Origin of the sequence: Burkholderia sp. SRS-W-2-2016 (assembly GCF_001931485.1) — a bacterium.
Lineage (GTDB): Bacteria > Pseudomonadota > Gammaproteobacteria > Burkholderiales > Burkholderiaceae > Paraburkholderia.
Genome location: NZ_MSDV01000064.1, coordinates 22,359 through 49,181, shown reverse-complemented (window position 1 = coordinate 49,181; position 26,823 = coordinate 22,359). Strand labels below are relative to the sequence as shown.

General features: G+C 63.2%; 20 protein-coding genes. 13 read left to right on the top strand and 7 right to left on the bottom strand.

Translation table 11 applies throughout. The annotated features are described in order from the left end of the window. The first annotated feature begins 336 nt into the window (after window positions 1-336). Complete coding sequence (locus BTH42_RS27920; protein WP_075304413.1) at window positions 337-6,930, top strand: DUF3320 domain-containing protein; 6,594 nt, start codon at window positions 337-339, stop codon at window positions 6,928-6,930. A gap of 86 nt (window positions 6,931-7,016) precedes the next feature. Here BTH42_RS27920 and BTH42_RS27915 read toward each other — a convergent pair whose 3' ends face one another. From BTH42_RS27915 to lhpI, 4 genes are all read right to left on the bottom strand, one after another. Next, a complete protein-coding gene (locus tag BTH42_RS27915) occupies window positions 7,017-7,238 on the bottom strand; it encodes a DUF2945 domain-containing protein (protein WP_075304412.1) in 222 nt (73 codons plus the stop codon). A gap of 153 nt (window positions 7,239-7,391) precedes the next feature. Then, window positions 7,392-8,399: a trans-3-hydroxy-L-proline dehydratase gene (gene lhpH, locus BTH42_RS27910; protein WP_075304411.1), complete on the bottom strand. Its 1,008-nt coding sequence runs from the start codon at window positions 8,397-8,399 to the stop codon at window positions 7,392-7,394. A gap of 27 nt (window positions 8,400-8,426) precedes the next feature. Beyond that, window positions 8,427-9,548 carry a branched-chain amino acid ABC transporter substrate-binding protein gene (locus BTH42_RS27905; RefSeq protein WP_075304410.1) on the bottom strand — a complete coding sequence of 374 codons (1,122 nt, stop codon included), beginning with the start codon at window positions 9,546-9,548 and terminating at the stop codon, window positions 8,427-8,429. 110 nt (window positions 9,549-9,658) lie between these two features. Further along, window positions 9,659-10,576 carry a bifunctional Delta(1)-pyrroline-2-carboxylate/Delta(1)-piperideine-2-carboxylate reductase gene (gene lhpI / locus BTH42_RS27900; protein WP_075304409.1) on the bottom strand — a complete coding sequence of 306 codons (918 nt, stop codon included), beginning with the start codon at window positions 10,574-10,576 and terminating at the stop codon, window positions 9,659-9,661. 338 nt (window positions 10,577-10,914) lie between these two features. On the opposite strand from lhpI, the gene BTH42_RS27895 reads away from it, so the two are divergent. The 6 genes from BTH42_RS27895 to BTH42_RS27870 all read left to right on the top strand — a co-directional run bounded on the left by BTH42_RS27895 (window position 10,915) and on the right by BTH42_RS27870 (window position 16,600). Next, window positions 10,915-11,658 (top strand): FadR/GntR family transcriptional regulator, encoded by a 744-nt coding sequence (locus tag BTH42_RS27895; RefSeq protein WP_075304454.1) that lies wholly within the window; start codon window positions 10,915-10,917, stop codon window positions 11,656-11,658. 32 nt (window positions 11,659-11,690) lie between these two features. Then, complete coding sequence (locus tag BTH42_RS27890) at window positions 11,691-12,425, top strand: haloacid dehalogenase type II (RefSeq protein WP_075304408.1); 735 nt, start codon at window positions 11,691-11,693, stop codon at window positions 12,423-12,425. Between the two features lie 85 nt (window positions 12,426-12,510). Further along, on the top strand, window positions 12,511-13,365 hold the full coding sequence (locus BTH42_RS27885; RefSeq protein ID WP_075304407.1) for a MurR/RpiR family transcriptional regulator: 855 nt from the start codon (window positions 12,511-12,513) through the stop codon (window positions 13,363-13,365). 217 nt (window positions 13,366-13,582) lie between these two features. Then, complete coding sequence (locus BTH42_RS27880; protein ID WP_256702340.1) at window positions 13,583-14,677, top strand: C45 family peptidase; 1,095 nt, start codon at window positions 13,583-13,585, stop codon at window positions 14,675-14,677. Between the two features lie 5 nt (window positions 14,678-14,682). After that, entirely contained in the window at window positions 14,683-16,011 is a 1,329-nt protein-coding gene (locus tag BTH42_RS27875; RefSeq protein WP_075304405.1) for an aspartate aminotransferase family protein, read from the top strand. 34 nt (window positions 16,012-16,045) lie between these two features. Beyond that, complete coding sequence (locus BTH42_RS27870) at window positions 16,046-16,600, top strand: carboxymuconolactone decarboxylase family protein (protein WP_075304404.1); 555 nt, start codon at window positions 16,046-16,048, stop codon at window positions 16,598-16,600. Between the two features lie 189 nt (window positions 16,601-16,789). Here the strand turns inward: BTH42_RS27870 and BTH42_RS27865 are convergent, their stop codons facing one another. After that, a complete protein-coding gene (locus BTH42_RS27865; RefSeq protein WP_075304403.1) occupies window positions 16,790-17,092 on the bottom strand; it encodes a DUF4148 domain-containing protein in 303 nt (100 codons plus the stop codon). Window positions 17,093-17,450: 358 nt separating this feature from the next. Here BTH42_RS27865 and BTH42_RS27860 point away from each other — a divergent pair, with 358 nt between their 5' ends. The 4 genes from BTH42_RS27860 to BTH42_RS27845 all read left to right on the top strand — a co-directional run bounded on the left by BTH42_RS27860 (window position 17,451) and on the right by BTH42_RS27845 (window position 21,140). Next, the gene (locus tag BTH42_RS27860; RefSeq protein ID WP_075304402.1) at window positions 17,451-17,876 is read left to right on the top strand and encodes an OsmC family protein; all 426 of its coding nucleotides are present in this window, start codon (window positions 17,451-17,453) and stop codon (window positions 17,874-17,876) included. 191 nt (window positions 17,877-18,067) lie between these two features. Then, complete coding sequence (locus BTH42_RS27855; protein ID WP_075304401.1) at window positions 18,068-18,697, top strand: TetR/AcrR family transcriptional regulator; 630 nt, start codon at window positions 18,068-18,070, stop codon at window positions 18,695-18,697. Between the two features lie 78 nt (window positions 18,698-18,775). Further along, window positions 18,776-20,386: an MFS transporter gene (locus BTH42_RS27850; protein ID WP_075304400.1), complete on the top strand. Its 1,611-nt coding sequence runs from the start codon at window positions 18,776-18,778 to the stop codon at window positions 20,384-20,386. 484 nt (window positions 20,387-20,870) lie between these two features. Beyond that, complete coding sequence (locus tag BTH42_RS27845) at window positions 20,871-21,140, top strand: YodC family protein (protein ID WP_075304399.1); 270 nt, start codon at window positions 20,871-20,873, stop codon at window positions 21,138-21,140. A gap of 206 nt (window positions 21,141-21,346) precedes the next feature. Here the strand turns inward: BTH42_RS27845 and BTH42_RS27840 are convergent, their stop codons facing one another. Next, on the bottom strand, window positions 21,347-21,658 hold the full coding sequence (locus tag BTH42_RS27840; protein WP_075304398.1) for a superinfection immunity protein: 312 nt from the start codon (window positions 21,656-21,658) through the stop codon (window positions 21,347-21,349). A 187-nt stretch (window positions 21,659-21,845) separates the two neighbouring features. Here BTH42_RS27840 and BTH42_RS27835 point away from each other — a divergent pair, with 187 nt between their 5' ends. Together BTH42_RS27835 and BTH42_RS27830 are read left to right on the top strand one after the other, a co-directional pair. After that, on the top strand, window positions 21,846-23,309 hold the full coding sequence (locus BTH42_RS27835; protein ID WP_075304397.1) for a M20 family metallopeptidase: 1,464 nt from the start codon (window positions 21,846-21,848) through the stop codon (window positions 23,307-23,309). A 131-nt stretch (window positions 23,310-23,440) separates the two neighbouring features. Further along, window positions 23,441-24,544: a malate/lactate/ureidoglycolate dehydrogenase gene (locus BTH42_RS27830; RefSeq protein WP_075304396.1), complete on the top strand. Its 1,104-nt coding sequence runs from the start codon at window positions 23,441-23,443 to the stop codon at window positions 24,542-24,544. Window positions 24,545-24,581: 37 nt separating this feature from the next. Here BTH42_RS27830 and pdeR read toward each other — a convergent pair whose 3' ends face one another. Then, the gene (gene pdeR, locus BTH42_RS27825) at window positions 24,582-26,582 is read right to left on the bottom strand and encodes a cyclic di-GMP phosphodiesterase (protein ID WP_075304395.1); all 2,001 of its coding nucleotides are present in this window, start codon (window positions 26,580-26,582) and stop codon (window positions 24,582-24,584) included. Window positions 26,583-26,823: the final 241 nt, after the last annotated feature.

Here is a 26,823-nt window from a genome sequence, read left to right as displayed (position 1 = left end):
ATTTTTAGTTAAGTTGCTGAACGGTCAAGATTGCGCAAACGTTGCCATGACGACGGTGCCTATACTCGAAGTATTAACCGTAAGCGTCAGCGCCGAACGTTCGCGGATTTTTCGTTGTATTTTGAGCGCAAGGTTTGCCGAATGCGTGATACGATTTTCCGCGATCAGGAGCGTGGCTTAGGATTTTCGCCGGTCGGTCCGGATTTATTTAGGTGATTGCGTGCAACGCAAGTCGCCGAAAAGCCAATATTCCCACTGTCGTTCGCCCGTGACGGCGGAGCGGCAGCGGCACAATGAAATTAACAGAACACTCAAAATAGAAGGTCTGGGGGCCAGATGGATGAAACTATTGTAGAACCGGCAACACTGCCGGAGGAACCGCGTTGCGTGCGAATTCAGTCCACGCTTGCCGGCAAAGTTAATCTGGCCGACTTCCAGAACGCGATACCGGTCATTCGTGAATTATCTATTACGAATGATACTCACGCCGACATCAAGGACCTGAGACTAACCGTCTCGTCAGAACCGTCCTTTTTCAAGATAAAGAGCTGGCACATCGACGACGTCGGCGCCGGAAGGGACGCACGCATCACGGACCTCGACCTTGCGCTTGACGGACCACTGCTTGGCCGTCTGACCGAAGCAGAGAAAGCGGGCATCACTTTCAGGCTCACTGCCGGGCTCAAGACGCCGACGGAACTTGCTTCTTTCGAGTCGACCATCGAGTTGTTGCCGAGGAACCAGTGGGGAGGTCTGGCCGCGGTGCCGGACATGGTCGCGGCGTTTGTGCAGCCGAACGAGCCATCGATTGAGCGCGTTCTGAAGAAGGCCGCCGAAGTACTTCACAAGGCGGGCAAATCCGGGGCCATCAACGGCTATCAGGAAGGCTCGCGTCGGGCGTGGGAGCTTGCCTCCGCGATCTGGAGCGCGATTGGCTCGATGGGCATCGACTACGCGCTACCGCCCGCGAGCTTCGAACTGTCTGGCCAGAAGGTTCGCAGTCCGGGGCAGATTGCCGATTCGGGACTCGGGACCTGTCTGGACCTTGCGCTCTTCGTATGCGCGGCAATGGAGCAGGCCGGCCTCAATCCGTTGCTGGTGTTTACAGAAGGGCATGCGTTTCCGGGTGTCTGGTTGAAACCTGAGGAATTTTCGACGTCGGTCGTCGATGACGTCACCGCCCTGCGCAAACGTGTGAAATTGAAAGAGATGGTGCTGCTCGAGTCGACGCTGCTCACTCAGCGGCCGTGTCCCGCATTCAGTTTTGCCATCGCCAATGGCGAGGAGCAAATCTCGGAAGAAGGGGATAAGGCCTTTCTGCTGGCAGTGGACATCCGTCGTTCGCGCCTTCAGCGAATCAAGCCCCTCGCGAGCGAGCAGGCAATCGCGCTTGGCAGCGTCGGGACCGAATCTGTCAACAACGAATCCGCGTTCGAAGTCGCTCCGGACCTGCCGGAGGAACTGGACCACAATGAAGCGGAACGGCCAGTCGAGCGTCCGGAGGATCGGCTTACACGCTGGCAGCGCAAACTGTTAGATCTGTCGTTGCGCAACAATCTGCTCAGCTTCAAGGGTGGCAAGAAGTCTCTGAAACTGGATGCACCCGACCCCGGCCAGCTCGAGGACATTCTCGCCGAAGGTCATGCGGTCAAGCTGCTGACCCGTCCGGACCTGATGGACGGCAACGACCCGCGCAATCAGGCAATCCATGAGAGTCGCGAGCGCGAGAATATCCGCCGCGCTCATGCGCTGGATGCGCTGAAGCGAAAAGAGGTTTTCGTCGGTCTGTCGGAAGACGAGATGGATACGCGGCTCGTCGAACTGTTCCGGTCGTCGCGGACTTCGCTACAGGAGGGCGGCTCCAATACGTTGTTCCTTGCGCTCGGTTTCCTTTCGTGGACGCGCGAATCGAAAGACGACAAAAAGTATCGGGCGCCGCTCATCCTGGTGCCTGTCTCGCTTGAACGCCGTAGCGCGCGGTCCGGGTTCAGCCTGAAACTTCACGACGACGAGCCTCGATTCAATCCGACGCTAATCGAGATGCTGCGTCAGGACTTCGAGCTCGAGCTGGGCGTACAGGACACGGAGCTGCCGAAAGACGAGTCGGGTCTCGATGTCGCCGGAATCTGGAACACCGTGTCCAGCGCGATCAAGGACATCAAAGGTTGGGAAGTCGTCGAGGAGGTTGTCCTCTCGACGTTCTCGTTCGCCAAATATCTGATGTGGAAGGACCTGACCGAACGTACCGAGCAGCTCAAGCAGAACGCTGTGGTTCGCCACCTCATCGACAAGCCTCGCGATTCCTACGAGAGTACCGTCGAGTTTCCCGATGCAAGGAAGCTCGATGCCGAACTCGAGGTCAAGAATACGTTCTGTCCGTTGCCGGCGGATTCGTCGCAGCTTTCAGCCGTGGTCGCCGGAAGCAAAGGCAAGGATTTCGTCCTGATCGGCCCGCCGGGGACCGGCAAGAGCCAAACCATCTCGAACCTCATCGCGCAGTGCCTGGCCGAACGCAAGCGTGTGCTTTTCGTGTCGGAAAAGATGGCGGCGCTGGATGTCGTGTACCGGCGCCTTGCGGACGTGGGGCTCGGCAACTTCTGCCTCGAGTTGCATTCAAGCAAGGCTCGCAAGACGGAAGTCCTTCAACAGCTCCGTGCATCGTGGGACGCGTCGACGGCAATGGCGCCGGACGAATGGCACGCGCAGGCCGCTCGCCTCGAGGCAATCCGCTCTCAACTTAACGGCTATGTCGAACGCCTGCACGTTCGATACCCCAACGGCCTGAGCGTGTACGAGGCGATCGGCAAGGTGGTCGCAGGGAGCGACCTCCCGGTGTTGCAACTCGCGTGGCCTACTGCACGACAGCACGATTCGATCGCAATGCGTCAACTGCGCGAGACAGCCGACCTGCTCGACGTGCATGCCAAAGTCATGGGCGAGGGGCAGCTCACATCGAATCCTCTCGCACACATCGCTCAGACCGAATGGTCACCGCTTTGGCAAGCGGAGCTCCTTGAGGCGGCGCGTGCAATGGGCGCGGTAGTGAGCGGGTTCGAGTCGGCAGCCCAGGCGCTTATCGCGGCGATAGGTCTGCCCACGCTTGCACTTGATTCAAGAGTCCGGGACGGGCTCAGGCTCCTTGCCGCGACGCTGCCCGCGGCGTCTGGTCACGACTGGCGTTTCGTCTTGCGTCCCGATGCCAAGACCATCGCAGAAGGTTTGCGTCTGGCCAAACCCAAGGTGGAGCGCCGGCGCGGCGTCCACGCTTCGCTATCCACGCCGCGCGGCCACCAGGTGCAGGAGGACCTTCGCGTTGGCATCGCGCAGCTCACCCGCTATCACGAACTGCAGTCGCAGCTGGGACAGCCGTGGAATGAGACGCTGCGCGCGCGGCTGGCCTCGGGCATCGAGCTTCTGCGGCAGCGCCAGGATCTGCTCGGTCAGCTAACGCTTCAATATCGAGAGGGCATCCCTTCGACAACCGTCCAGCAGTTGCAGCAGGAGTGCCGGGAACTCGAGGCTTCGTCCTGGCCGATGAGCATGCTGCGTCGGCGCAGCCTTGCCAAAAAGCTCAACGAGTTGGCATCTGGCGGGGGCGAACCCGACATCGCCGGCGATATTGACCGGCTTGCCAGGATCGACGGACTGTTGACTGAACTCAAGACGCTCGATGATCTGTCATTGCCCACTTCGAATGCGTGGGCGGGGCTGAAGACAGATCTGGACGTCGCACGCGCGTCGCTCGGCTTTCAAAATGCGCTGGAACAGGCTCGGGTGAGGGCTGCGTGGGAAGACGTCGGTTTGGACCCGGTCGGTCGTGGTCAGTGTGGCGATGCTGCGCGAGACGACCTGCTTCGCATGCGGGAGCTACGCCAGATTGACCAGGTGCTCAGCCGGCTTTCGTCGCTTGGGGCGGAAACGGATGGCGTCTGGGCTGCTTATCAAACCGATCTTGCTGTCGCGAAGGCGTATGTGATCTTCCAGTCCGCGCTCGCCGCGTCCGCGTCCGAACGTAGTTGGGACGATGAGGGGTTGGGCGCCATCGAGCGTGGTCAGGCGGGGGCGACTGCCGCGCAGGATCTGAAAAAAATGCGCGAGATGGTCGAACTCGACGCTCAGCTCAAGGAATTCGACGACCTGTCCGCCAAAACGAACGGCCTCTGGTCTGGTTTGCAGACCAAGATTGACGCCATCGACCCTGCACTCGGTTTCTTCGAGGCACTGTCCGCGGCTCTGGCAATCATTGCCAATTCGCCGGAAACACTGGCGGCCGTGAAGACGCCGATCGGGCTTTTGCTTGGCGACAGCAACGTTCTGCTGGAGCCGAGCGGCACGATTGCCGGCGCGGGCCGTCTGTATGCGCAGGCATTGCAGGGACTCGACGAGGCGATTGCGCGGTTTATCGCGGCGAGCGGGCTTGAGGCGTCGGACAATGCCACGCTAGGTGCGCTACTGCCGGTCGAGTTGGTCGAGCGTGCAAATGCCGTCCTCAATACGTCGAACCGGCTAAACGCGTGGTGTGCGTGGCGTAAATCCCGGGCACAGGCGCTCGATCTGGGCCTCGCACCCGTGGTTCAGGGGCTTGAGCAAGGAGCGATCAGGGTTGGCAGGGTCAAGGAGACGTTCGAGACCGACTACTGCCGCTGGTGGTTGAATGCAGTCGTCGATACCGACGAAGTACTGCGCACGTTCGTTTCGGCTGAACACGAAAAGCGCATCAGGGATTTCCGCGAGCTCGACGAGCGCTTTATTCGCCTGACTCAAGCGTGGGTGCGCTCCCAGTTGTCGGCGGAACATCCGTCGCCCGATCGCGTCGCGCGTGGCTCCGAATGGGGCTTGCTGCGTTTCGAGATGCAGAAGAAAACGCGTCATTTGCCGCTCAGAGAGCTGATGTCGCAGGCGTCGGGCGCGGTGATGCGGCTCACGCCATGTCTGCTGATGAGCCCGCTCTCAATTGCGCAGTACCTTCCCGCGGAGACCGCGAATTTCGACGTGGTCATCTTCGATGAGGCGTCGCAGATTCCGGTATGGGATGCGATTGGGGCGATGGCTCGCGCGAAACAGGTCATCATGGTGGGCGACCCGAAGCAGTTGCCGCCGACGAGTTTCTTCGACCGCGCGGAATCGGATATCGACGACATCGATGTCGAAACGGAACTCGAAAGCATTCTGGAAGAGTGCATCGGTGCCAACCTGCCGACAATGAAATTGTCCTGGCACTATCGCAGCCGGCACGAAAGCCTGATTGCATTTTCGAATCACCGCTACTACGACGGGGATCTGGTCACGTTCCCCAGTCCCGTCACCAACGACCGCGCTGTGAGTTTCAAACACGTTGCGGACGGCCAGTACGAACGTGGCGGCGCGCGGAGCAACAAGCCCGAGGCGAAAGCGCTCGTCGCGGATCTGGTTGCGCGCCTGAAGTCGCCCGGTTTCAAAGATAGCGGTCTGACGATTGGCGTCGTTACGTTCAACTCCGAGCAGCAGTCACTCATTGAAGATCTGTTGGACGAGGAGCGTCGCAAAGACCCATCGATTGAACCGTTCTTCCTGGAGACCCAGCTCGAACCTGTGTTCGTGAAGAATCTCGAGAGTGTGCAAGGTGACGAACGCGACATCATGTACTTCTCCATTACGTACGGACCGGGTGTCGATGGCACGATGCCGATGAACTTCGGCCCGATGAACCAGCAGGGCGGCGAGCGTCGCCTGAACGTCGCGATTACGCGCGCCCGGCAGGAACTTCGTGTGTTCTGCAGCTTCCGGCCGGAACAGATGGATCTGGCGAGAACGCAAGCGCTGGGTGTGCGTGACCTGAAGCACTTCCTGGAGTTTGCTGACCGGGGCGCTCGCGCACTCGGAGAAGCCGTGTCCGGAAGCATCGGTGACTTCGAAAGCCCATTCGAGAAATCCGTGTCGAGAGCGCTTACCGAAAAGGGCTGGACTTTGCATCCTCAGGTGGGCGTCTCGGCATTCCGGATCGACCTCGGCGTCGTTGACCCCGACGCGCCGGGGCGCTATCTGGCCGGCATCGAATGCGACGGCGCGACTTACCATCGTTCAGCCACGGCGCGTGACCGGGACAAACTTCGCGAGCAGGTGCTCCGGGGCCTGGGTTGGGAAATCGTCCGTATCTGGTCGACCGACTGGTGGATCGATATGCCGGGAACGGTTGAAAAAATCCATCTGCAACTTGAGGCACTCGTGTCGGCACAGCGAGCACAGCTCACGGCAGCGCAGGACGAGGCAGCCTCGCTCGCGCGTGCAGCTATCGCTGAGCCCAGTGAAGGAGCGCCGGCCGGTGTCCCGCGTCCCGCACCGGAACCCGCGGATCACGAGTCAATTACCGCAACGGCAACATTTACGAGTAATGCGGCGGCCGTTTCCGAGCCGGCAGCGACAGACGGGCGCTTCATGGAAGTCGACCTGGCTGTTGCGGGTTACGAGGTCGATAACAATGTGTTCTTCGACGATGCGTACAACCCGACCCTGTTGCGCATGATTGACCACGTCGTGAAGGTCGAGGGGCCAGTGCGCGATGAGGTACTCTCCCGCCGCATCGCTCGCGTGCACGGCTGGGGCAGGACTGGATCGAAAATTCAGGACCGCGTCACGCGTCTTGCATCGCAGCATTACCGAAGCGTCGCGGAGGATGTTGGCATCTTCTTTTGGCCGCAGAACGAGGTTGCCGATGAACCTGTACTGTTCCGACGACCTTCGGACGGCAGCGCCCGTTCCGTCGACGAGATCTCGCTGACGGAGCTGAAAGCGCTCGCGATAGAAATGTTCCGGGCGGGACATGACAAGGAGTCCGGTCTTACCGCAATGGCTCGTGAGATCGGCCTTCGCAAGCTCAGTTCAGCGAGCAGGACGCGCCTGGAACTGGCATGGCCAAAGCCGGTCGACGAGTCGAGTTCTGACCACGCTTGAGTTCGATGCGTCGTCCCCGTGGTTGGCACGGGGACGATAAGCGAGAGGCACGAACATCGCGACGTGCCTCGGACATTCCGCGCCGGTCAGTGCTTATGCACCTTCTCCAACCCCTCCGCGCGATGCACCGCGTGCTGACCGCTTTTCTCGCTTTCGACCTCATAACGCGGGTCGTCCTTCGACGCGGCGATCGTCTGCCCGTCGTCCAGCTCCGTATCCCTGACGATCCTGCGAACGACCGTCCCCGTCGTCATCCCTTGCGGCGTGTTCCACGTCACGCGATCGCCGATTTTCAGTCGATGGGACATGGTGGTGTGCTCCAGTGGTTGCAACCCTATCTGTGCAGCACGGTCCGTTCCCGCGACAGCAGGCTGCCGCTGATTTCGACCTGTAAACGTACGAAAAAAAACGCGGAGGCTGGGTCACAGCTTTCCGCGCCAACCGGTACTGCAAGGAGCCGTTTAGCGAACGAGGAACCCGTACGTTAGCGGGTCGCGCTCATCGATAATCCATTGTCCGAAGCCGCAGATATACGCATTGCCTTCCACCTCGGGAATCACCGCGTCGAATTCGCCAACTGTCGTTTCGCTGAGCACGCGTCCCTTGAACACGGTCCCGATGATGGACTCGTTCACGAGCGTCTCGTCCTTGCCCAGTTCGCCGCGCAGATACAGTTGAGCGACACGGCCGCCGGTGCCCGAACCGGTAGGAGAACGATCCACTTCGCGGTCGGCAAACACGCAGCAGTTCGCTTGCGTCGAACCTGCATGCCGCGGCTTGTTGGCGATGATGGTGCCGTAGATGTGATTGATCTCCGGAATGTCCGGATGCTCGACCGGGAAAGCCTTGTTTGCCGCCTGCTTGACCTCGGCGCCGAAGCGGATCAGCTCTTCGACCGAAGACTCGCGAACTTCCAGGTGGTGAGGCGCGCCGTCGGTATAGAAATAGAACGCGCCGCCAAACGCGATATCGCCCGTGACCGTTCCGAATGATGGCGTCTCGACCGAGACATCACGCTTCCAGATAAACGACGGAACGTTCACGAAACGAACGTTACCCGCATGTTCGCCATCCCACTGCACGAACGCTTCGATGAAGCCGCACGGCGCGTCGATACCGACCCGTGTTTCCGGAACCTGTCGCTGAACCCAGCCCAGTTCGACCGCCGCGGTGGACAGCGCGATAACGCCGTGTCCGCAATGGTCGCTATAGCCTTCGTTGTGCAGAAAGATGATGCCGAAGTCGGCGCCCGGCGTGACCGGCTCCGTCAGATAGCCGCCGTACATGTCCGCATGCCCGCGCGGCTCGAACATCAGTGCTTTGCGGATATCGTCGGCGTTCTCTTTCAACCACGCGCGGCGTTTGACGATGGTGTCGCCGGGCAGGCGAGGTAGTCCGCTCGTCACGATACGGAATGCCTCGCCGCCGGTATGAACTTCGATGGTCGAAATGGTGCGAGTGATTTTCATGTGTGCTTCGTGGTTGGGAGGTAGACGTCACTGACCGTACGGCACCGGCAAACCGTTCTTGATGATGTAGACGGTGGTCGGCGCGCCCTTCAGGTCGCCGTTTTCATCGAAGGAGTAGGTGCCTGCCACGCCTTTATAGTTGGTCTTCGCCAACTGGGCAGTGAGCTTGGCTTTATCGGTCGTGGTGCCGGCTTTCACCATCGCATCCGCGAGCAGTTTCACGCCGTCGTAATAGCTGACGCCATAGACCTGGGTGTCGGTGTTGTAGGCGGCTTTGTACTTCTGCAGGAACTCTCGACCCGCGGGTGTTTTGTCGAGCGAAATACCGCCTTGTGCGCAGTACACGATCGATGCGGCATCACCCGCAACCTTACCCATGTCGGCCGAGCAGATCCCGTCGCCGCCGAGCAGTTTCGCGCGCAGCCCGCGTGCGCGCATCTGCTTGGCCATTGGAGCGCCTTGAGCGGCATAGCCGCCGAAGAAAATGACGTCCGGATTTTTCGACTTGATGCTGGTGAGAATGCCCAGGAAGTCAGTCGCCGACGAGGTCGTGAATTGCTGGTCGACGATCTGGATGCCGTTCGCTTTGGCCTCCTTGATGAACTGCTCGGCCACGCCTTGTCCGTATGCCGTGCGGTCATCGATCACCGCGGCGGTTTTTGCCTTCAGCGTCTTCGCGGCGAATTGGCCCATCGTCCCGCCCAACTGCTCGTCGCTCGCGCCGATCCGGAAGATGTTCTTGAAGCCTTGTTTGGTCAGCGCCGGGTTCGACGCGACCGGCAACATCGGAACGCCGCCCGTGTTGTACACGCGCGAGGCCGGAATCGCGACGCCCGAGTTGTACGGGCCCATCACTGCGACGACACCGCTATCGACCAGTTTCTGCGCGACCTGAACGCCGACCTTCGGGTCAGCCTGGTCGTCTTCCGAATCCAGTTTGAAGGTCACCTTTTTGCCATCGACCGTCACGCCGCTCTTGTTCAGCTCGTCGATGGCGAGGCGCGCGCCATTCTCGTTGTCTTTGCCGTTCGGTGCCTGTGGGCCCGTCAGCGGCGCCGAGTGGCCGATGATGACGACCGTCTGGGCATGGGCTGCCAGGGCGAAGCCGGCGGCCGTCAGGGCGGCCAGGGTGGTGACGATGCGGCGCATGATGTCTCCAGAGAATTGGATTGTTGAGCAACCACGATATCCGTATTTTGGTCTGAATTCAACCTATTAAACCGATGAAAACCCTTATATTGGTTCATATTAAACCAATGTCATGGCAGAGCATCGCGAGCGACCCGGCATGCCGCGAGGTCCCATGCCGCGCAGCCGACGCTCTTGAAAAGAATAGGCTTCGTCGCGTGGAAATTCCCGGCGATGGCCTGCGCTAGCGGCGCCACGGCGTTCCAGTCCACCCCGGCCTGAATCAGGTCGCCCGCTTCGTGCTTTGCGCCGAGCGGGTCGTCGACCACCAGAGAGCTGCCGTCGACGGTTTGCCTGGAAATTTCCGCCGCGTCGGCGGTAAACGCGCCCACGCCCACCACAAGGCGACCGGGGCGAGCAGCTTCCGAATACACAGGCGTTTTGCTGGTGGTCAGCGTGACGACCACGTCGGCGGTCGGAGGAATGGAGTCGTCGGGCAGCGCCGTCAGATTCGGTGCTACCGCACGGATTCGTGCAACGAAGTCGTCCGCGTCGGCTTTCGAGCGGCTTTTAACCCGCAACCGCGCGTCGGGGAAGATGGTCGCGAGCGCTTCCGCGTGATTTGCGGCCTGTTTGCCGGTTCCGATGATGACGATTTCTTGCGGCGGCTGACGATGGAGCGTCTGAATTCCCAAGGCCGTCACCGCGGCGGTGCGACGCCCCGTAACGGTCGGCCCGTCGAGCACGAACAGCATTTCTCCCGTGATCGCATCGCATGCGACGACCTGACCGTGAATGGTCGGCAAGCCGCGCCCGGCGTTGGTCGGGCAGACATTCACCAGCTTGTGAATGGCGATGTCGGGCGCGCTCGCCGGCATCGACAGCATCAAACCGCCTTCCTGCATCGGAATGGCCAGGCGCTCGGGGCTCACGACCTTTCCTTCGCTGTACTCGACCATCGTTTCGGCGAGCGCGCGCACGAGGCGGCGATAGTCGAGCAGGGAAGCCGTCGCGGCCGCGTCGAAATTACGGAGGTGGGGTGACGTCATTGGCATGCCTTGAGGTTCGGGTTTCGGGAAGCCGGCGCGGATGGCCTGCGGCGCCAATAGTCGGAGTCTGGCTCCGATGCGCCCAATTTCGCGGGGCTGGATGTGGAACGAATCTAAACCACAAGTGGGCTATACGCAAGCCAATTTGTAACGTGAGTTGATTTGTTTGGGCGCCGTTTGGTCCAGTATTCAGTGCGACATCAAAGTGAGACAGAAAATTGGTTCAGTTGTGTCTTAATTCTTTGGGTGCTTTAACGTATGCCGGCGGACGGAACGGCAACCCCTTCCGTCCAAGTGGTATATTGAAGAACCACCTCATCGCGCTCCGAGAACTCAAGATGGCATCCGCTCGCTTCGAACTGGAAAGCAACTTCCGGCCACTGCAGATTTACGAACAGGTGTCGGAGAAAATCAGGGCCGAAATCCGCAGCGGCCGCTATCTGCCTGATGCCCGGCTGCCTTCCGAGCGAGAACTGGCGACGCTGTTCGGCGTCGGGCGCCCGGCCGTGCGCGAAGCGATCGGTGCGTTGCAGAACGAAGGCCTCGTCGTCACGAAGCGCAACTCGGGCACTTACGTTGCGCCGGCCGCCAACGAGATTCTCGCGGCGGCGTCGAGCGTCGAAGCCGGGGGCGGCGAGTCCACGTCGGACTTCAGTCCGTCCGCCACGCTCGACGTGCGGCTGATTCTCGAGCCGGCAATCGCACGGCGAGCGGCGGCGCGCAAACAACGGGACCCGCTGGCGGAGCACTACCTGGACCAGATGGAGACGTTGACCGATGTCGCGACACCCGAAGAGCGCGCGCTGTGGAACAACAGCGACCGGCTTTTTCATCGTCAACTGGCTGTGATGACGGGCGATGTGTTGCTGGCGAAGCTCGCGGAAGAAATCGCGTCGACGATGGATCAGTCGTTGTGGAAGCGGCTCAAGGACGACGGGATTTACGACACGGCTCGCATTCGCCTGTACGTCGCGGAGCATCGGCTGATTTACGAAGCCATTGTTTGCGGAGATGCCGATGCCGCGGCGTTTTATGTCGAGCAGCATATCCACCGGGTGCAGAGGGATATCACCCCGCAGTAGTTCCCGTTTCGTTCCCGTTTCGAGGAGTAAGCGTGAAACTGACCGACTTCGACACTCTGACATTCGACTGTTACGGCACCTTGATCGACTGGGAGAGCGGCATCTTCGACGGGCTGAAGCATTTGCTCGAACGAGCCGCGACGCCGCTCACGCGCGACCGGGTGCTGGAAGCGCATGCGCGCCACGAATCGTCGCAGCAGAAATACACGCCGGCGAAGCGCTACCAGGAACTGCTGCCCATCGTCTACAAACGCCTCGCCGAAGAGTGGGGGCTGCGGTTCACTCACGAAGAATGCGTCGCGTACGGTCGGTCGGTGCAAAACTGGCCGGCGTTCGACGACAGCGCCGACGCGCTGCAGTATCTGAAGAAGCATTACCGGCTCGTGATTCTGTCGAACATCGACAACGAAAGCTTCACCTACAGCAACGCGAAACTGAAGGTCGAGTTCGACGCGATCATCACGGCCGAAGACGTGGGCTCGTACAAGCCGGCCCCGCGCAACTTCGAATACATGCTGGAAAAGCTCGGCGAGCGCGGCATCGGGAAAGAACAGATCCTGCACACCGCGGAAAGCCTTTTCCACGATCACAAGCCCGCCAACGAATTCGGTCTCGCGTCGTGCTGGATTTATCGCCGGCACTCGCAGCCGGGCTTCGGGGCGACGATGAATCCCGGTTTGCAACCGGATATCGACTTCCGTTTCAACAGCATGGCGGAACTGGCCGATGCACATCGGCAAGAGATGGCAGCGGGCGCGCGAGGTTGACCATGCTGAAGGGGCGATCAAGCCCAATCGCCCGCCCACCCGGTGGTAACATTTGTTGTCATCCTCACCGCCGCCGCTCCATTCCATGCCAGACAGCTTCGATCAGCTCGTCGCCCTGATCCGGGCGCGCTTCTCCGAACTGAGCCCGCAATTTCAGATGGGCGCGGGCTTCCTGCTCGATCATCCCGACGAAGTCGCGGTGTCGTCGATGCGCAAGGTGGCCGAGCGCGCGCAGGTGCAGCCCGCTTCGCTGGTGCGGCTGTCGCAGCAGCTCGGTTTCCCCGGCTGGAACGAGTTACGCAACCTCTTCGTCGCGCGCGTGCGCACGCGCCCCGAGCCGCTGACGAGCCGCGCGCGCTCGCTGGTCAAATCGAAAGACGCGCTCGCCAACGATCTGCTGGTCGCCCAGCAGCACAATCTCGATGCGACCGCCGCGCATAACCATCGCGTGATCGTCGAGGCTGCGCGCGTGCTGCGGCGCGCGCCGCACGTTCATGTTGCGGGCTTTCGCTCGTGTTACTCGGTCGCGTTCGGGCTGGTGTACGGCTACCGGCTGTTCCGGCCGTCGGTGTCGCTGCTCAACGGCGAGGCCGGCACGCTCGAAATGCAGTTGCGCACGATCGAGCGCGACAGCGCGACCATCGTGATCAGCTTCGCGCCGTATTCGGTCGAGGCGGCGCGCGTCGCCGAGGCCGCGCTGGAGAAGGGCAGCAAGCTGATCGCGATCACCGACAGCGCGGTGTCGCCGATCGCGCTGAACGCCGAAAAAGTGCTGATCTTCTCGCACGAGAGCCCGTCGTTCTTCCCGTCGCTGGTGGCCGCCACCGCGATCGCCGAGGCGCTGGTCGCGCATCTGCTCGCGCTCGAAGGCGCGGACGCGGTCGAGCAGCTCGCGCAGGCCGAGCAATCGCTGCACGCGAAGGGCGCGTACGTGCCTTGAGGGGTTCGCGGCCGCTGGCGTAGCCACTGCCTGCCGCCGCAGCAGCAGCCGCAGCAGCCGCAACAGCCACTGCTGCGGATTTCCCACCGCTAAACCAACCACGCATAACGCGAACGGCTTTCCGCCGTTCTCCATCTGATGTCCGCCCGCTCTATTTGACAACAAATGTTGTATTGACGTATAAATACGTACCGATTGTTGAGAATGGATGCGACCCGTGGCGTCGACGCAGGAATTGAAGGTTTTTCAGGTGAGTGGCGAGCCGTACGAGATCGGCTTCCGGCTGGGCGAAATCGGCCGCCCGGTGTTCGCCGACTATATGGCGCAAAGCGCCGCGTGGCAGGCGGTGCGGCGCTGGCGTGGCACGCCGTACGTGCAGACGCTGCGCGATGCGGCGCGCGCACATTTCCCGGCGCTGCTGGCCGAACTCGACGGAATCGCGGCCGGCCTCGGCTGGGCTGCCGAAGACGTGTTCCTGTGGAACTGCCGCGGCGAGCTGATCCACAACGCGCCGGACGGTTGCACGACGCTCGCGGCACTCGTCGGTGATACGCGCCTGATCGCCCACAACGAAGACGGCGACCCGTTTCTGCGCGAGCGCTGCGCGGTGGTCGAAGTCCAGCCGGCCGGCCAGCCCGGCTTCATCAGCTTCTACTATCCCGGCTCGCTGCCGGGCCATACGTTCGCGGCCAACCGCGCGGGGCTCGCGCAGGCGATCAACAACCTGCGCATCCGGACTCCCGCGGCCGGCGTGCCGCGCATGATCCTCGCGCGCGCGGTGCTCGATGCGACTTCGCTCGACGCCGCGTTGCAGATCCTGCGCAACGTGCGCTCGGCCAGCGGTTTTCATCACACGCTCGGCTGCGCGGGCGACGCGCGGCTCTTGAGCGTCGAAGCGAGCGCCGCGCGCTGCTCGGTCCAGCAAGTGAACCAGCTTTCCGGCCACGCGAATCACATGATTCATCCGGGCTGCGAAGCCGAGCCGCAGATCGTCACCGAATCGTCGCGCGACCGGCAATCGCGGCTGGGCGAGTTGCTGCCCGCGCTCGGCCGCAGTGGCCCAGTGCAGGCCGCTGCCTTGCTCGACGTACTCCACGACCGCGCGCCGTCGGGTTTGCCGATCTATCGCGACGACCCGCACGATCCCGACGACGAAAACACGCTCGCCACCGCGCTATTCGAAATCGGCGCTGCCGGTGTATCGATGAAAGCCTATCGGCACGGTCAATGCGCGTTCGACACCTTCATTGCCCGCGCGACCACCGCCGCGCCGGCCCCCGTTTCCGCACCCGCTGCATCCACCAGGAACTGAATCTCATGTCCACCGTTTTCCATCGTTCTCCGAAGCAAACGCTGCCGGTGGCCGTCGCGGGCGACGGCATCGAAATCATCGACTCGACCGGCAAGCGCTATATCGACGCATCGGGCGGCGCCGCCGTCTCGTGTCTCGGCCACAGCAATCAGCGCGTGATCGACGCGATCAAGCGACAGGCGCAGCAACTGCCGTACGCGCATACGTCGTTCTTCACGACCGCGGCGGCAGAGGAGCTGGCCGAACGCCTCGTCAACAGCGCGCCGGCCGGGCTCGAACACGTGTACTTCGTGTCGGGCGGCTCGGAGGCGATCGAGGCCGCGCTGAAACTCGCGCGCCAGTATTTCGTCGAGAAGGGCGAGCCGCAGCGCCGTCATTTCATCGCGCGGCGGCAGAGCTATCACGGCAACACGCTCGGCGCGCTGGCGATCGGCGGCAACGCGTGGCGTCGCGAGCCGTTCCTGCCGATCCTGATCGAAGCGCATCACGTGAGCCCGTGCTACGCGTATCGCGAGCAGCGCGCCGACGAAACCGAGGAAGCGTTCGCGCAACGTCTCGCGGACGAACTCGAACAGAAGATCCTCGAACTCGGCCCGGACACGGTCGCCGCGTTCGTCGCGGAAACGGTGGTCGGCGCGACCGCCGGCGCGGTGCCGCCGGTGCGCGAGTATTTCCGCAAGATCCGCGCGGTCTGCGATCGTTACGGGGTCCTCTTGATTCTCGACGAGATCATGTCGGGGATGGGCCGCACCGGTCATCTGTTCGCGTGCGACGAAGACGGCGTCGCGCCGGACATCCTGACGATCGCGAAAGGGCTCGGCGCCGGCTATCAGCCGATCGGCGCGACGCTCGTTAGTGACCGCATCTATCAGACGATCGTCGGCGGGTCGGGCTTCTTTCAGCATGGCCATACCTATATCGGTCACGCGACCGCCTGCGCGGCGGCGCTCGAAGTGCAGCGCGTGATCGCCGAAGAGCGGCTGCTGGATAACGTGCAGGCGCGCGGCGAGCAGTTGCGCGGCCGGCTGCGCGAGCACTATGCGCAGCATCCGCATATCGGCGACGTGCGCGGGCGCGGGCTGTTCGTCGGTGTCGAGCTGGTGAAGGACCGCGCGAGCAAGGACCCGTTCGATCCGAAGCTGAAGCTGCACGCGGCGATCAAGCGCGAAGCGTTCGCACGCGGGCTGATGGTGTATCCGATGGGCGGTACCGTTGACGGCCAGCGCGGCGATCACGTGCTGCTCGCGCCGCCGTTCATCTGCACCGAACGCGATATCGACGACATCGTGAGCCGGCTGACCGATGCGATCGGCGCGTCGCTCGCGAGCGTTTAAGCTATCCGACCCAACGCTTTTTGCGAGAACGACGATGACCAAGCGTTTGCCACACTTCGAGATGTCCAGCGCCACGCCGGAGCAGAAAACGGTGCTCGACGAAATCCTGTCCGGCCCGCGCGGCAATCTGAACGGGCCGTTTCTCGGCTGGATTCATAGCCCGGAGCTGGCTCAGCACGCGCAGCGTCTGGGCGCGTTCTGCCGCTATCAGACCGGCTTGCCGCTGCGTCTGTCTGAACTGGCGATTCTGGTGACCGCGACGCGCTGGCGCGCGCAGGCCGAGTGGCACATCCACTATCCGATCGCGCTGCAGGCGGGCGTCGACGAAGCGGACGCGGAAACCATCCGCCAGGGACACCGCCCCGATTTCGCGGCCGCCGACGATGCGCTGATCTACGACTTCGCGAGCGAGCTGTACGACACGAAGCGGGTGTCGGACGCAACGTATGCGAAGGCGGTCGAGCGTTTCGGGCATCAGGTGGTGATCAACCTGGTCGGCCTGCTCGGCTATTACGCGCTGGTCGCGATGACGCTGAACGTGTTCGACATGCGCGCGCTCGGGCAGGAGACGCTGCCGTTCGCCGAATGAGATCCGGCATGCGGATGCTGCGGGCAAAGTAACGCCCACGCCCAAACCTCAAGCCCACGAAAAAGCCCCGGTTGCGAACTACTTCGCAACCGGGGCTTTTTTTACTTCGTGCAGCAACAACTTCTACATCGACTGCCTTCTACTGCCGAGGCCGCCAACCCGGTGGCCTCGCAACCAACCGGCAAAAACTTAGTTGCCGCGATACGTCGAGAAGATGCGTTGTTCAACCGACTGCCGGCCGCCGGCATCCGACGCATTGGCCTTCACGCCGCCGAAGTCTTTAGCACTGTCGGCCGAAGCGACTACGGTCGCCGAGTTTTGCGGCACTGCTTTCGGGTACTCGGTGTCGTTCTGATACACGAGGCCCGCTTTTTGCGCGGCCACCAGTTCGGCGCGAACCTGAGCGCGCGTCACCGGCGCCTGCTGCGCGAACGACATAGCCGGAACGATCAGAGCGGATGCGACGACGACTGCGGAAAGAAGCGATTTCATGATAAACCTCCAATTTCGATTGTTGAGTGGATCGGTGTGAATCTCGTTTCCCGGTCCGTTGAAAACAGTCTATTTCTTGCGAGGTCCGCAAAAAAGTCGCTTTTCTCGAAAATATTGTTTCATTTGTTGTAAATATAGGCGGGCGACTTTTGCGCTGACTGTGACGCGCGTCGCGGCGCGCCTTAACGACAGCGTTCTCCGGAAGCGCCTATGATGAAATCCGGTCCACGCCCGCGCCCACAGCCGCGCGGCGTCGGCGACCGATGCTCGCGCGCGGACTGATCCGGGCGGGACCGCCGCGGCGGGCATCGATGATGGTCGAGCGACGCAGGCGGCACGGCATCAACAGGAGAGAGCGATGAAGCGCAAGGCATCGGCAGTCTGGCAAGGCGGCCTGCAAAACGGCAAAGGTTCGATTTCCACCGACAGCGGCGTCCTCAAGGACACGCAGTATTCGTTTTCCACGCGCTTCGCGGACGGCATCGGCACCAATCCGGAAGAACTGATCGCGGCCGCCCATGCGGGATGTTTCTCGATGGCGCTGTCGGCGGAACTGGGCAAGGCCGGCATCACGCCGGAGCGGATCGGCACCACGGCGACCGTCACGCTCGACAAGGACGGCGGCGGCTTTGCGATCACCGCGGTGCATCTGGACGTGAACGTGAAGATCCCGGGCGGCGACAAGGCCGCGTTCGACAAGGCGACCGCCGACGCCAAGGCGGGCTGCCCGGTGTCGAAGGTGCTGAACGCGACGATCACGATGGATGCGAAGCTGGAAACCTGAGGTAGCGGCGGCGGCACAGCGCTGTAACGACGAGGCCGGCGGGGCATAAGACGCTCCGCCGGCTTTTTTCATACCGGCGCCATATCGAGACAAAGACCCTACCCACGATACGACTACCCACACGCTTGCTTGAATTATTGAACGCCTAGTCATAATATCCAGCAACCAGGCAAAACCCAGGATCACCGCAATTGAGTCATTCAAGGCAAACCGCGAAGAAAGCCGGCGACGTCTGCGTACGCGGCCGTCCTCGCGAATTCGACACCAACACCGTACTGACCAGCGCGAGTCAGCAGTTCTGGGATCACGGCTACCACGCGACGTCGATCGACGATCTGTGCAAGGCGACCGGCGTGCTGCGCGGCAGTCTGTACGGCGTGTTCGGCGACAAGCACGGGATCATGCTCGCGGCACTCGATCACTACGCGGAAGGCGCGGTCGCGCGCCTCGCGCAGCGGCTGAGCGCGACCGCGGAACCGGAACAGGCGCTGCGCGACGCGCTGCTGCATTACGCGCGGGTGTCGTGCGCGCTGAGCGGCCGGCGCAGTTGCTTCATCACCAACACGACGCTGGAGATGCAGCCCGACGACGAGCAGCTGCGCGCGCGCGTCGCGTCGATCCAGCGACGCATGGCGACGCTGCTCGCGGCGGCGGTGATTCGCGGCCAGGCGAGCGGCGCATTCGATTCGAAGCTCGACGAACAGGCGGTCGGCGATTTTCTGCTGTGCGTGATGCAAGGTCTGCGGGTGATGGGACGGGTCGCGCACACGGAAGACGCGCTGACCGGCATCGTGGATGTGGCGATGCGGGCGCTGGCGTAACGCCGGGATAACGTCGGGATGACACCGGCGCAGCCCGCGCCGGCGCAATTTTTTTAACTAATTTTTGAACGATCAGTCATGAAAAGCGAAGCAAGCAAGTCCGCCGCGGCGGCATTGGTTGGCTCCGGCTCCAGTGGAGGTTCGGCGGCGGCAGGCTGCGCGGCCGGCGTGGCCGGCGTGGCTGGCGTGGTTGGCGCGGCGGCCTGCCCGAGCCCGGCGTTGGCCTCGCTGGCGACGCCGCGCGCGCAAACCGGCGCGTCGTCCGCGCCGCGCTCCAACGAGCGTCAAGGGCTCGCGCTCGCCGTGCTGTTCGTCGGCGCGTTTCTCGCGCCGCTCGACTACTTCATCGTCAATCTCGCGCTGCCGTCGATTCACACCGGCCTGAACGCGTCCGATGCGCAATTGCAGCTCGTCGTGTCCGCCTACGCATCGGCGTACGCGGTGTTGCTGATCACCGGCGGCCGGCTCGGCGATCTGTACGGCCGCCGCCGCATGTTCATGACCGGGATGGCGGGCTTCGTGATCGCGTCGGCGCTGTGCGGCTTCGCGACCAGCGGCCAGATGCTGGTGATCGCGCGGATCGTGCAGGGCATCGCCGCCGCGGTGATGGCGCCGCAGGTGCTCGCGACGATCCGCGCGGTCGTGCCGCTGCATCGGCAGACGCGCGTGATGAGCCTGTATGGCTTCGTGTTCGGGCTGTCATCGATCGTCGGGCAACTGGGCGGCGGCGCGCTGATCACCTATCACCCGTTCGGGCTCGACTGGCGCGTGATCTTCCTGATCAACATTCCGATCGGCATCGCCGCGTTTATCGGCACGTGGAAGTTCGTGCCGGAAAACCAGCCGGATACGCGCACCGGCATCGACCTGAAGGGCGTCGCGCTGCTATCGGCGGTGCTGCTGCTGGTCATCTATCCGATGACGCATGGCCGCGAAGCCGGCTGGCCCGCATGGACCTTCGCGATGTTCGCGGCCGCGGTGCCGGTGTTCCTGTGGTTCGTCTCAACCGAACGGCGGGTCGAGCGCGGCGGCGGTCATCCGCTCGTCGATCTGCAACTGTTCCGCAACCGCGCGTTCGCGCTCGGTCTCGTGCTCGCGTTCCTGTTCTATTGCAACAGCGCATTCTTCCTGACCTACGGAATTTATCTGCAGGCCGGTCTGCACTGGACGCCGCTCGCGTCGGGCATCGCGATCATGCCGTTCGCGCTCGGCTTCGTGATCGGGCCGCTGACCTCGCCGGCAGTGGTCAAGCGAATCGGCGCGCACGTGCTGACACTGGGCTTTTCGATGATGACGCTCGGCTTCACGGTGACCGGCTGGGCGGCGACCCAAACCGCGACGCCCGACCTGCCGTTCTACTGCGGCCTCGTGATCGCGGGCGTCGGGCACGGGCTGCTGTTGCCGTCGATCATGCGCATCGTGTTGCAGGAGGCGGTGCCGGAGAAGGCGGGGCTTGCGTCGGGCGTGGTGTCGTCGACGTTGCAGATCGGCTCGGCATTCGGCACTGCCGCGATCAGCGGCGCGTTTTTCGGCGCGCTGGGCGGCAGCGCGGCGCCCGCGTCTTATGCGCACGCGTTCCAGCTGAGCCTCGCGATCAACGCGCTTCTGATGTTCGTTTGCATCGGGCTGAGCGTAATGCTCGTGCGTCATCAGCAGTCGGTTCAGCGCAAGCTTGCGCAGGCGCTTTGAAAATCCGTCGTTGGGAAATCGTTTTCAAAGGCTGATTGACAGTAAAAATCATGCGTTTTGAAAGAGGCACTGAATACCTGCCGCTTTATTTGCCGATGACTCGCGCGTTCACTGGTAATTCTGATTTAGATCAAATTCGCGGCTGGGAATAAAGCTTATGTGGCGGCGCGTCATGCTTTCTGCTCTGACTAATGGCGGCAGAATTTTCTACCGGGCCGCCCAGTGGCCCGCCAGCTAAAGGTGGGTTTGTGCGCTAGCGAACACAGCGCGGCCCGGTTGGTATTGACGGTTTTACGTGGTTTTGTTGGGGAACTAAAGCGGGTATCGGTGAATTCCCTTGGAGTGAAAACGGTATCAATAAAAATCACTTGCCGCGTTTAAATTCAATTGTTAATCTGTCTTAAACTTTTAGAGTGTTCCTTCAGTAGGTCGCTGTCGATAAAGGCCGCTCAATGACTTAATAACGCAACATGGGGGATTCAGTATGCTGTCCAACGCCATCGACGCTTTCGAGACACCGCCCGCCGCGTTCGTAATCGGCGACGTCGTCACGTTGAAGGACGGGGGCCCGCGCATGACCGTCACGTATGCCGGTACGGTCGCGCTCAATCCCGGTGACTGGTTGATCTGCGAGTGGTTCGACGAACACGGCGAACTGCGTCACGAAATGTTCACACCGCAAAGCGTCCGGGTCGAACCGCGTTCGATTCCGGCCGGCTCCGTGCAGTGGAATCGTATTGGCCGCGCTGCGTGAATCGGCAGTGCGCGCGCCTTCTGAGTTCTGAATTTCCGAAAATCCGCTCGCGCGATTTACGCGTGAGATGCGATTGCAGCGTTTGACTTACGCAGCACAGGCCCGCTGAACAGGCATCGTTCTCGCCCTGAGTGCGCCGCCCGGCGGCTACGCCGGATCACCTGCCTGACCGTATCTGAATCCGCTCCTGCGTGGCCCGTTTCGGGTCAGTGCTTCGGCTCGTCGTGTGTCTGTTCGCGTCGCTGCACGCGCAGCATCAGCGCGGAGGAAAACGCTCGCATGGTCAGCAGCTTGCGTTTGCTGACCACGTTGGTCGCGAGGTCGGCGGGCGGATTCGGCTGCAACGCCCAGTACAACGCGAGCAGCCAACCGATGCCGGTCCAGCCGAGGCATGCGTTGAACAGCGCGAGGACCAGCAGGTCGCGGCGCTGGCGGCGGTCCGCGATGATCGCCGGCAGAAAGTACAGCGCTAACGCCACCACTGCGGCGACCGCCTGCACGGCGATGTTATTCAGCATGAACGGCTCCCTGATACAGCGTCCATGATTCGCGACGCATGTAAGGATTGTCGCGCGAATGTCGGCTGCGTGTCAGGCGCGCCGTGCGGCCGCTCCCAATAGCTGCGCCGCGTCCGAAGGGGTTCAGCCCGGCCCGCATCGGGTCTATCATGATCGTTTATTCAGATAGCCCGCCACGGACCCCATCATGAGCACCGACGATACGACCCTGCAGACCCAACGCCTGAACCCGGACACGCTGCGCGAATTCGTCGAGCGCAAATGGAACGACGAGATCGTGCCCGCGCTGACCGACTACATCGCGGTGCCGGCCAAGAGCCCCGCGTTCGATCCCGACTGGGCGCGCCACGGCTATCTGGAACGCGTGATTACCGACGCCGCGCAATGGGCCGAACAGCAACCGGTGCGCGGTCTGAAGCTCGAAGTGATCCGTCTGCCGGGCCGCACGCCGGTGATCTTCTTCGAAACCGCCGCGACCCGTTCGGGCAGCGACGAAACCATCGTGCTGTACGGCCACCTCGACAAGCAGCCGGAGTTCGACGGCTGGCGCAAGGACCTCGGCCCGTGGACCCCGAAGCTTGAGGACGGCAAGCTGTACGGCCGCGGCGGCGCGGACGACGGCTATGCGATCTACGCGAGCCTGACCGCGCTGGCCGCGCTCGATGCGCAAGGCGTCGAGCGGCCGCGCTGTGTCGGCCTGATCGAAACCTGCGAGGAGTCGGGCAGCTACGACTTGCTGCCGTACGTCGATGCGTTGCGCGAGCGGCTCGGCAATGTCGGCCTCGTCGTCTGTCTCGACTCGGGCGCGGGCAACTACGATCAGCTGTGGCTGACCACGTCGCTGCGTGGCCTCGTCGGCGGCGATCTGGAAGTGCAGGTGCTCGACGAAGGGATTCACTCGGGCGTGTACGGCGGCATCGTGCCGTCGAGCTTCCGCATCATGCGGCAACTGTTCGACCGGCTCGAAGACGCGGCGAACGGCACGCTGCTGCCGAAGGGCTTCCATTGCCCGATCCCGGCCGACCGCCTGCGCGAAGCGGAAGCGGCCGCGCAGATTCTCGGCGACGATGTGTGGAAGAAGATGCCGTGGTCGTGCGGCCAGGACGGCCGCCAGGTGCTGCCGACCACCACCGATCCGCGCGAGGCGCTGCTCAATTCGACGTGGCGGCCGTCGCTGTCGGTGACCGGCGCGGCCGGCTTGCCGGCGCTTGCCGACGCCGGCAACGTGCTGCGCCCGCGCACCGCGTTCAAGCTGTCGCTGCGTCTGCCGCCGACGATCGAAGCGGACAAGGCGGTCGCCGAGCTGAAGGCGCTGCTCGAACTCGATCCGCCGTACAACGCGAAGGTGACGTTCAAGCCGGACGCGGGTGCGGCGAGCGGCTGGAATGCGCCGGAAGTCGCGCCGTGGCTCGCCAGCGCGCTGAACGACGCGTCGCGCCAGCACTTCGGCGCCGACGCCGCCTATATGGGCCTCGGCGGCACGATCCCGCTGATGAACGTGCTGAAGGCGGGCTTCCCGAAGTCGCAGTTCATGGTGTGCGGCGTGCTCGGACCGAAGTCGAACGCGCATGGGCCGAACGAATTCCTGCACGTGCCGTACGGCAAGAAGCTGACGGCGGCGGTCGCCGAAGTGATCGCGTCCGCGCCCTGAGTTTTTCCCGCGCCTGAGCGGGGCCGGCGTTGGCCGGGCCCGCTGTCTCTCTCGTTGCCGCGGTGGCCGATTGCCGGCCGCCGCCGGCTCGCCGTTTCATTCCCTCCGTTCGAACCACACCGATACGCTGAATGACCGACCAACAGACTGTCCCGTCCCCGACGCCCCGGATTCCGGCCGATCAACTGCATGCCTACGTGAGGGCGATCTGGGAGCGCGCGGGCAGTACGCCGCGCGAAGCCGAGCTGGTCGCCGATCACCTCGTCGCCGCGAATCTGACCGGCCACGACTCGCACGGCGTCGGCATGATCCCGCGTTATGTCGAGTCGCTCGCCGATAAGCAACTGCAACTGAACCGCCACGCCGACGTGGTGAAGGACGCGGGCGCGGTGCTGACCGTCGAAGGCGGCAAGGGCTTCGGCCAGGTGATCGCGTTCGAGGCGATGGAGCGCGGTATCGAGCGCGCACGGCAGATCGGCATCTGCGCGGTCGGTTTGCGCGGCGCGCATCATATCGGCCGCATCGGACATTGGGCCGAGCAGTGCGCACGGGCCGGGCTGGTGTCGTTTCACTTCGTCAACGTCGCCGGCGATCCGCTGGTCGCGCCGTACGGCGGCGCGGACCGGCGCATCGGCACCAATCCGTTTTGCGCCGCCTATCCGCGGCCCGGCAAGCCGCCGCTGGTGCTCGATTTCGCGACCAGCACGATCGCGTACGGCAAGACCCGGGTCGCGTATAACCAGGGCAAGCACACGCCGCCCGGCGCGCTGATCGATCACGAAGGAATGCCGACGCTCGAACCGAAGGTGATGCACGAAGCGCCGTTCGGCTCGCTGACGCCGTTCGGCGGCTACAAGGGTTTCGGGCTCGCGGCGATGTGCGAGATTTTCGGCGGCGCGCTGTCGGGCGGCTTCACCACCCATGCGGATACCGTTGGCACCACGCACGCGATCATCAACTGCATGCTGTCGGTGATCATCGATCCGGCCGCGTTCGACGCCCCCGACGCGCAAGCCGAAGCCGACGCGTTCCTCGCGTGGGTCAAGGCCTCGCCGCTCGCGGCGGGCAGCGGCCAGATCTACGAGCCGGGCGAGCCGGAGCGGGTCACGCGCGCGCAGCGCGAAGCCGCCGGCATCCCGGTCGACCCGGCCACGTGGACGCAGATCCACCACGCGGCGCGCACGGTCGGCATTCGTGAAGCAGAGGTGGAGGAGTGGGCGGCGCGGCTGCGCTGAACCCGCGTGGAGCGGGCGCGCTTGCTGAGCGACAAGCTCAGGCGATCAGCCTGAGCTTGCGCCGGTCGAGCAGCCAGCGCTCGAACTCGGCGGCGGGCATCGGCCGGCCGTACAGGAAACCCTGCACGTAGTCGACGCCGAGCCCCTTCATGAAGGCCTCTTCGGCCTCGGTCTCGATCCCTTCGGCGACCACCTGGAAATCGAGCTCCTGGGCGACCGCGACCATCGAACGCACGAGCGCCTGCGCTTTCATGTCCGCGTGAATCGAGCGCACGAAGCTGCGGTCGAGTTTGATCACGTCGAGCGGAATCCGGCCCAGTTGCGACAGCGACGAATAGCCTGTGCCGAAGTCGTCCAGATGCACCTGCGCGCCGAGCTGGCGGAACTGCTTGATCAGCTCGATCGCCGCCGCTTCGTTTTCGATCAGGCAGCTCTCGGTCAATTCGAGGTCGACGAGGCACGGATCGAGGCTCGCGTGTTGCAACGCCTCGGTGAAGTGGCGGACCACCGCGGTATCGGTGAGCTGGCGCGCGGACACGTTGATCGCGATGCGCAGATCGTAGCCAGCCGCCTTCCAGCGGGCCGCCTGTTTCGCGGCGGTCTCCATCACCCAGCGGCCGAGCACGCCGATCAGTCCGGATTCCTCAGCATAACGGATGAATTCGGCCGGCATGATCTGCCCGCGCTCGGGCGAATTCCAGCGCACCAGCGCCTCCGCGCCTTGCACCGCCCCGGTCGCGAGGTTCAGCTTCGGTTGGTAGTGCAAAGCAAGCTGGCCTTCTTCGAGACCGCGGCGCAGGTTGGTGTCGAGCCACATGAATTCGGCGACGCGCCGGTTCATGTCGGGCGAGAACACCCGGTGCGTGCGCTTGCCTTCGTCTTTGGCGACGTACATCGCGGTATCGGCCGAGCGGATCAGCGATTCGAGACTGTCGCCGTGTTCCGGCGAACGGGCGATGCCGATCGAGCAGCCCGTATAGACCTCGACAAGCCCGACCGCGAACGGCATGCGCATCCGGTCGAGAATCCGTTGCGCGGTGTGTTCGAGTTCGTGCGCGGTGCCGCGCGCGGCGAGCACGATGAATTCGTCGCCGCCGAGCCGCGCGAGCGAGTCGCCCGGATTCAGGCAGTTGCGGATCGCGTCCGACACGTCGCAGATCAGCCGGTCGCCGAACACGTGGCCGTAGTGATCGTTGACCTTCTTGAAGTTGTCGAGATCGAGAAACAGCACGCCGACGGTTTCGCCGGGCGCGGCCTGTTCGATCGCGATCTGGATGCGCTCCTGGATCGCGTTGCGATTCGCGAGGCCGGTGAGCGGGTCGGTGGTGGCCTGCTCGATCAGCCGGTCCTGCGCGAGGCGCTGTTCGGTGATGTCGGTACCCGAGCAGATCAGGAACTGGTCTTCGATGCCGCTGCCGCTGCGCACGAACTTGTTGCGGAACAGGAACAGCCGCTCGCCGTGCACCGTTTTGATGCGCCGTTCGATCTCGTACGATTCGCCGCGATTGAAGAAGCCCGCGCTGGTCTGACTGGGCGCCGCGTCGCCCTCGGACGACATGAACAGCGTCCACACGCTGCGGCCGATGATGTCTTCTTCCTTCAGGCCGGTCAGTTCCTCGGCGAGCCGGTTAAAGCGCTGGATCCGCCCATGCCGGTCGACGATCACGACGACCGAGTTCACTTCGGAGACCACCTGTTCGGCGAACGACAGACCGAGCCGCAGCGCGCGGGCGACCGATTCGGTGTCGCCGTGGGCCGACGCGGTACCGCCCCAGTGATGCCGGTCGAGTTTTTTGCCGACCAGATGCAGGCGCAGCGGCGCGCCGTCGAACTGTACGTCGAGCACCTCATGCGAGGTGATGCCGCCCAGTTGGCGGACCTGTGCGGCCTGTTCGGGAGAAAGAGGAAGCGTGACGCTGGCGACCTGGCCTCGCGCGGCGGCGAGTTCGAGCGTGTCGCTGCCCGCCGACAAATGCCAGCATGGACTGCTCGTGCCGAACCGTGCGTGAAGCACCTGGTCGTGTTGCTGGTCGCTCATGAAGTCCCCGGGCAGTGTGCCGGCAATCCGTTTCGTGGCGGGCGGCGGCAGACAGTCTTCCTCATACAAAATTGGATTTGCCTCATTGTATCGAAGCGGCACAGTTCGGCGAAAGAAACATTAATGCGGTTTAACGGCTGGCAGCGCCGGGTTCTGAAGGGTATACCCGCTCCGGCGTCGGCCGCTACCGTGACTTAGGCGCGCCGCGTCCCGACTGGCCGCAACCGCCGGCGTTGGCAGC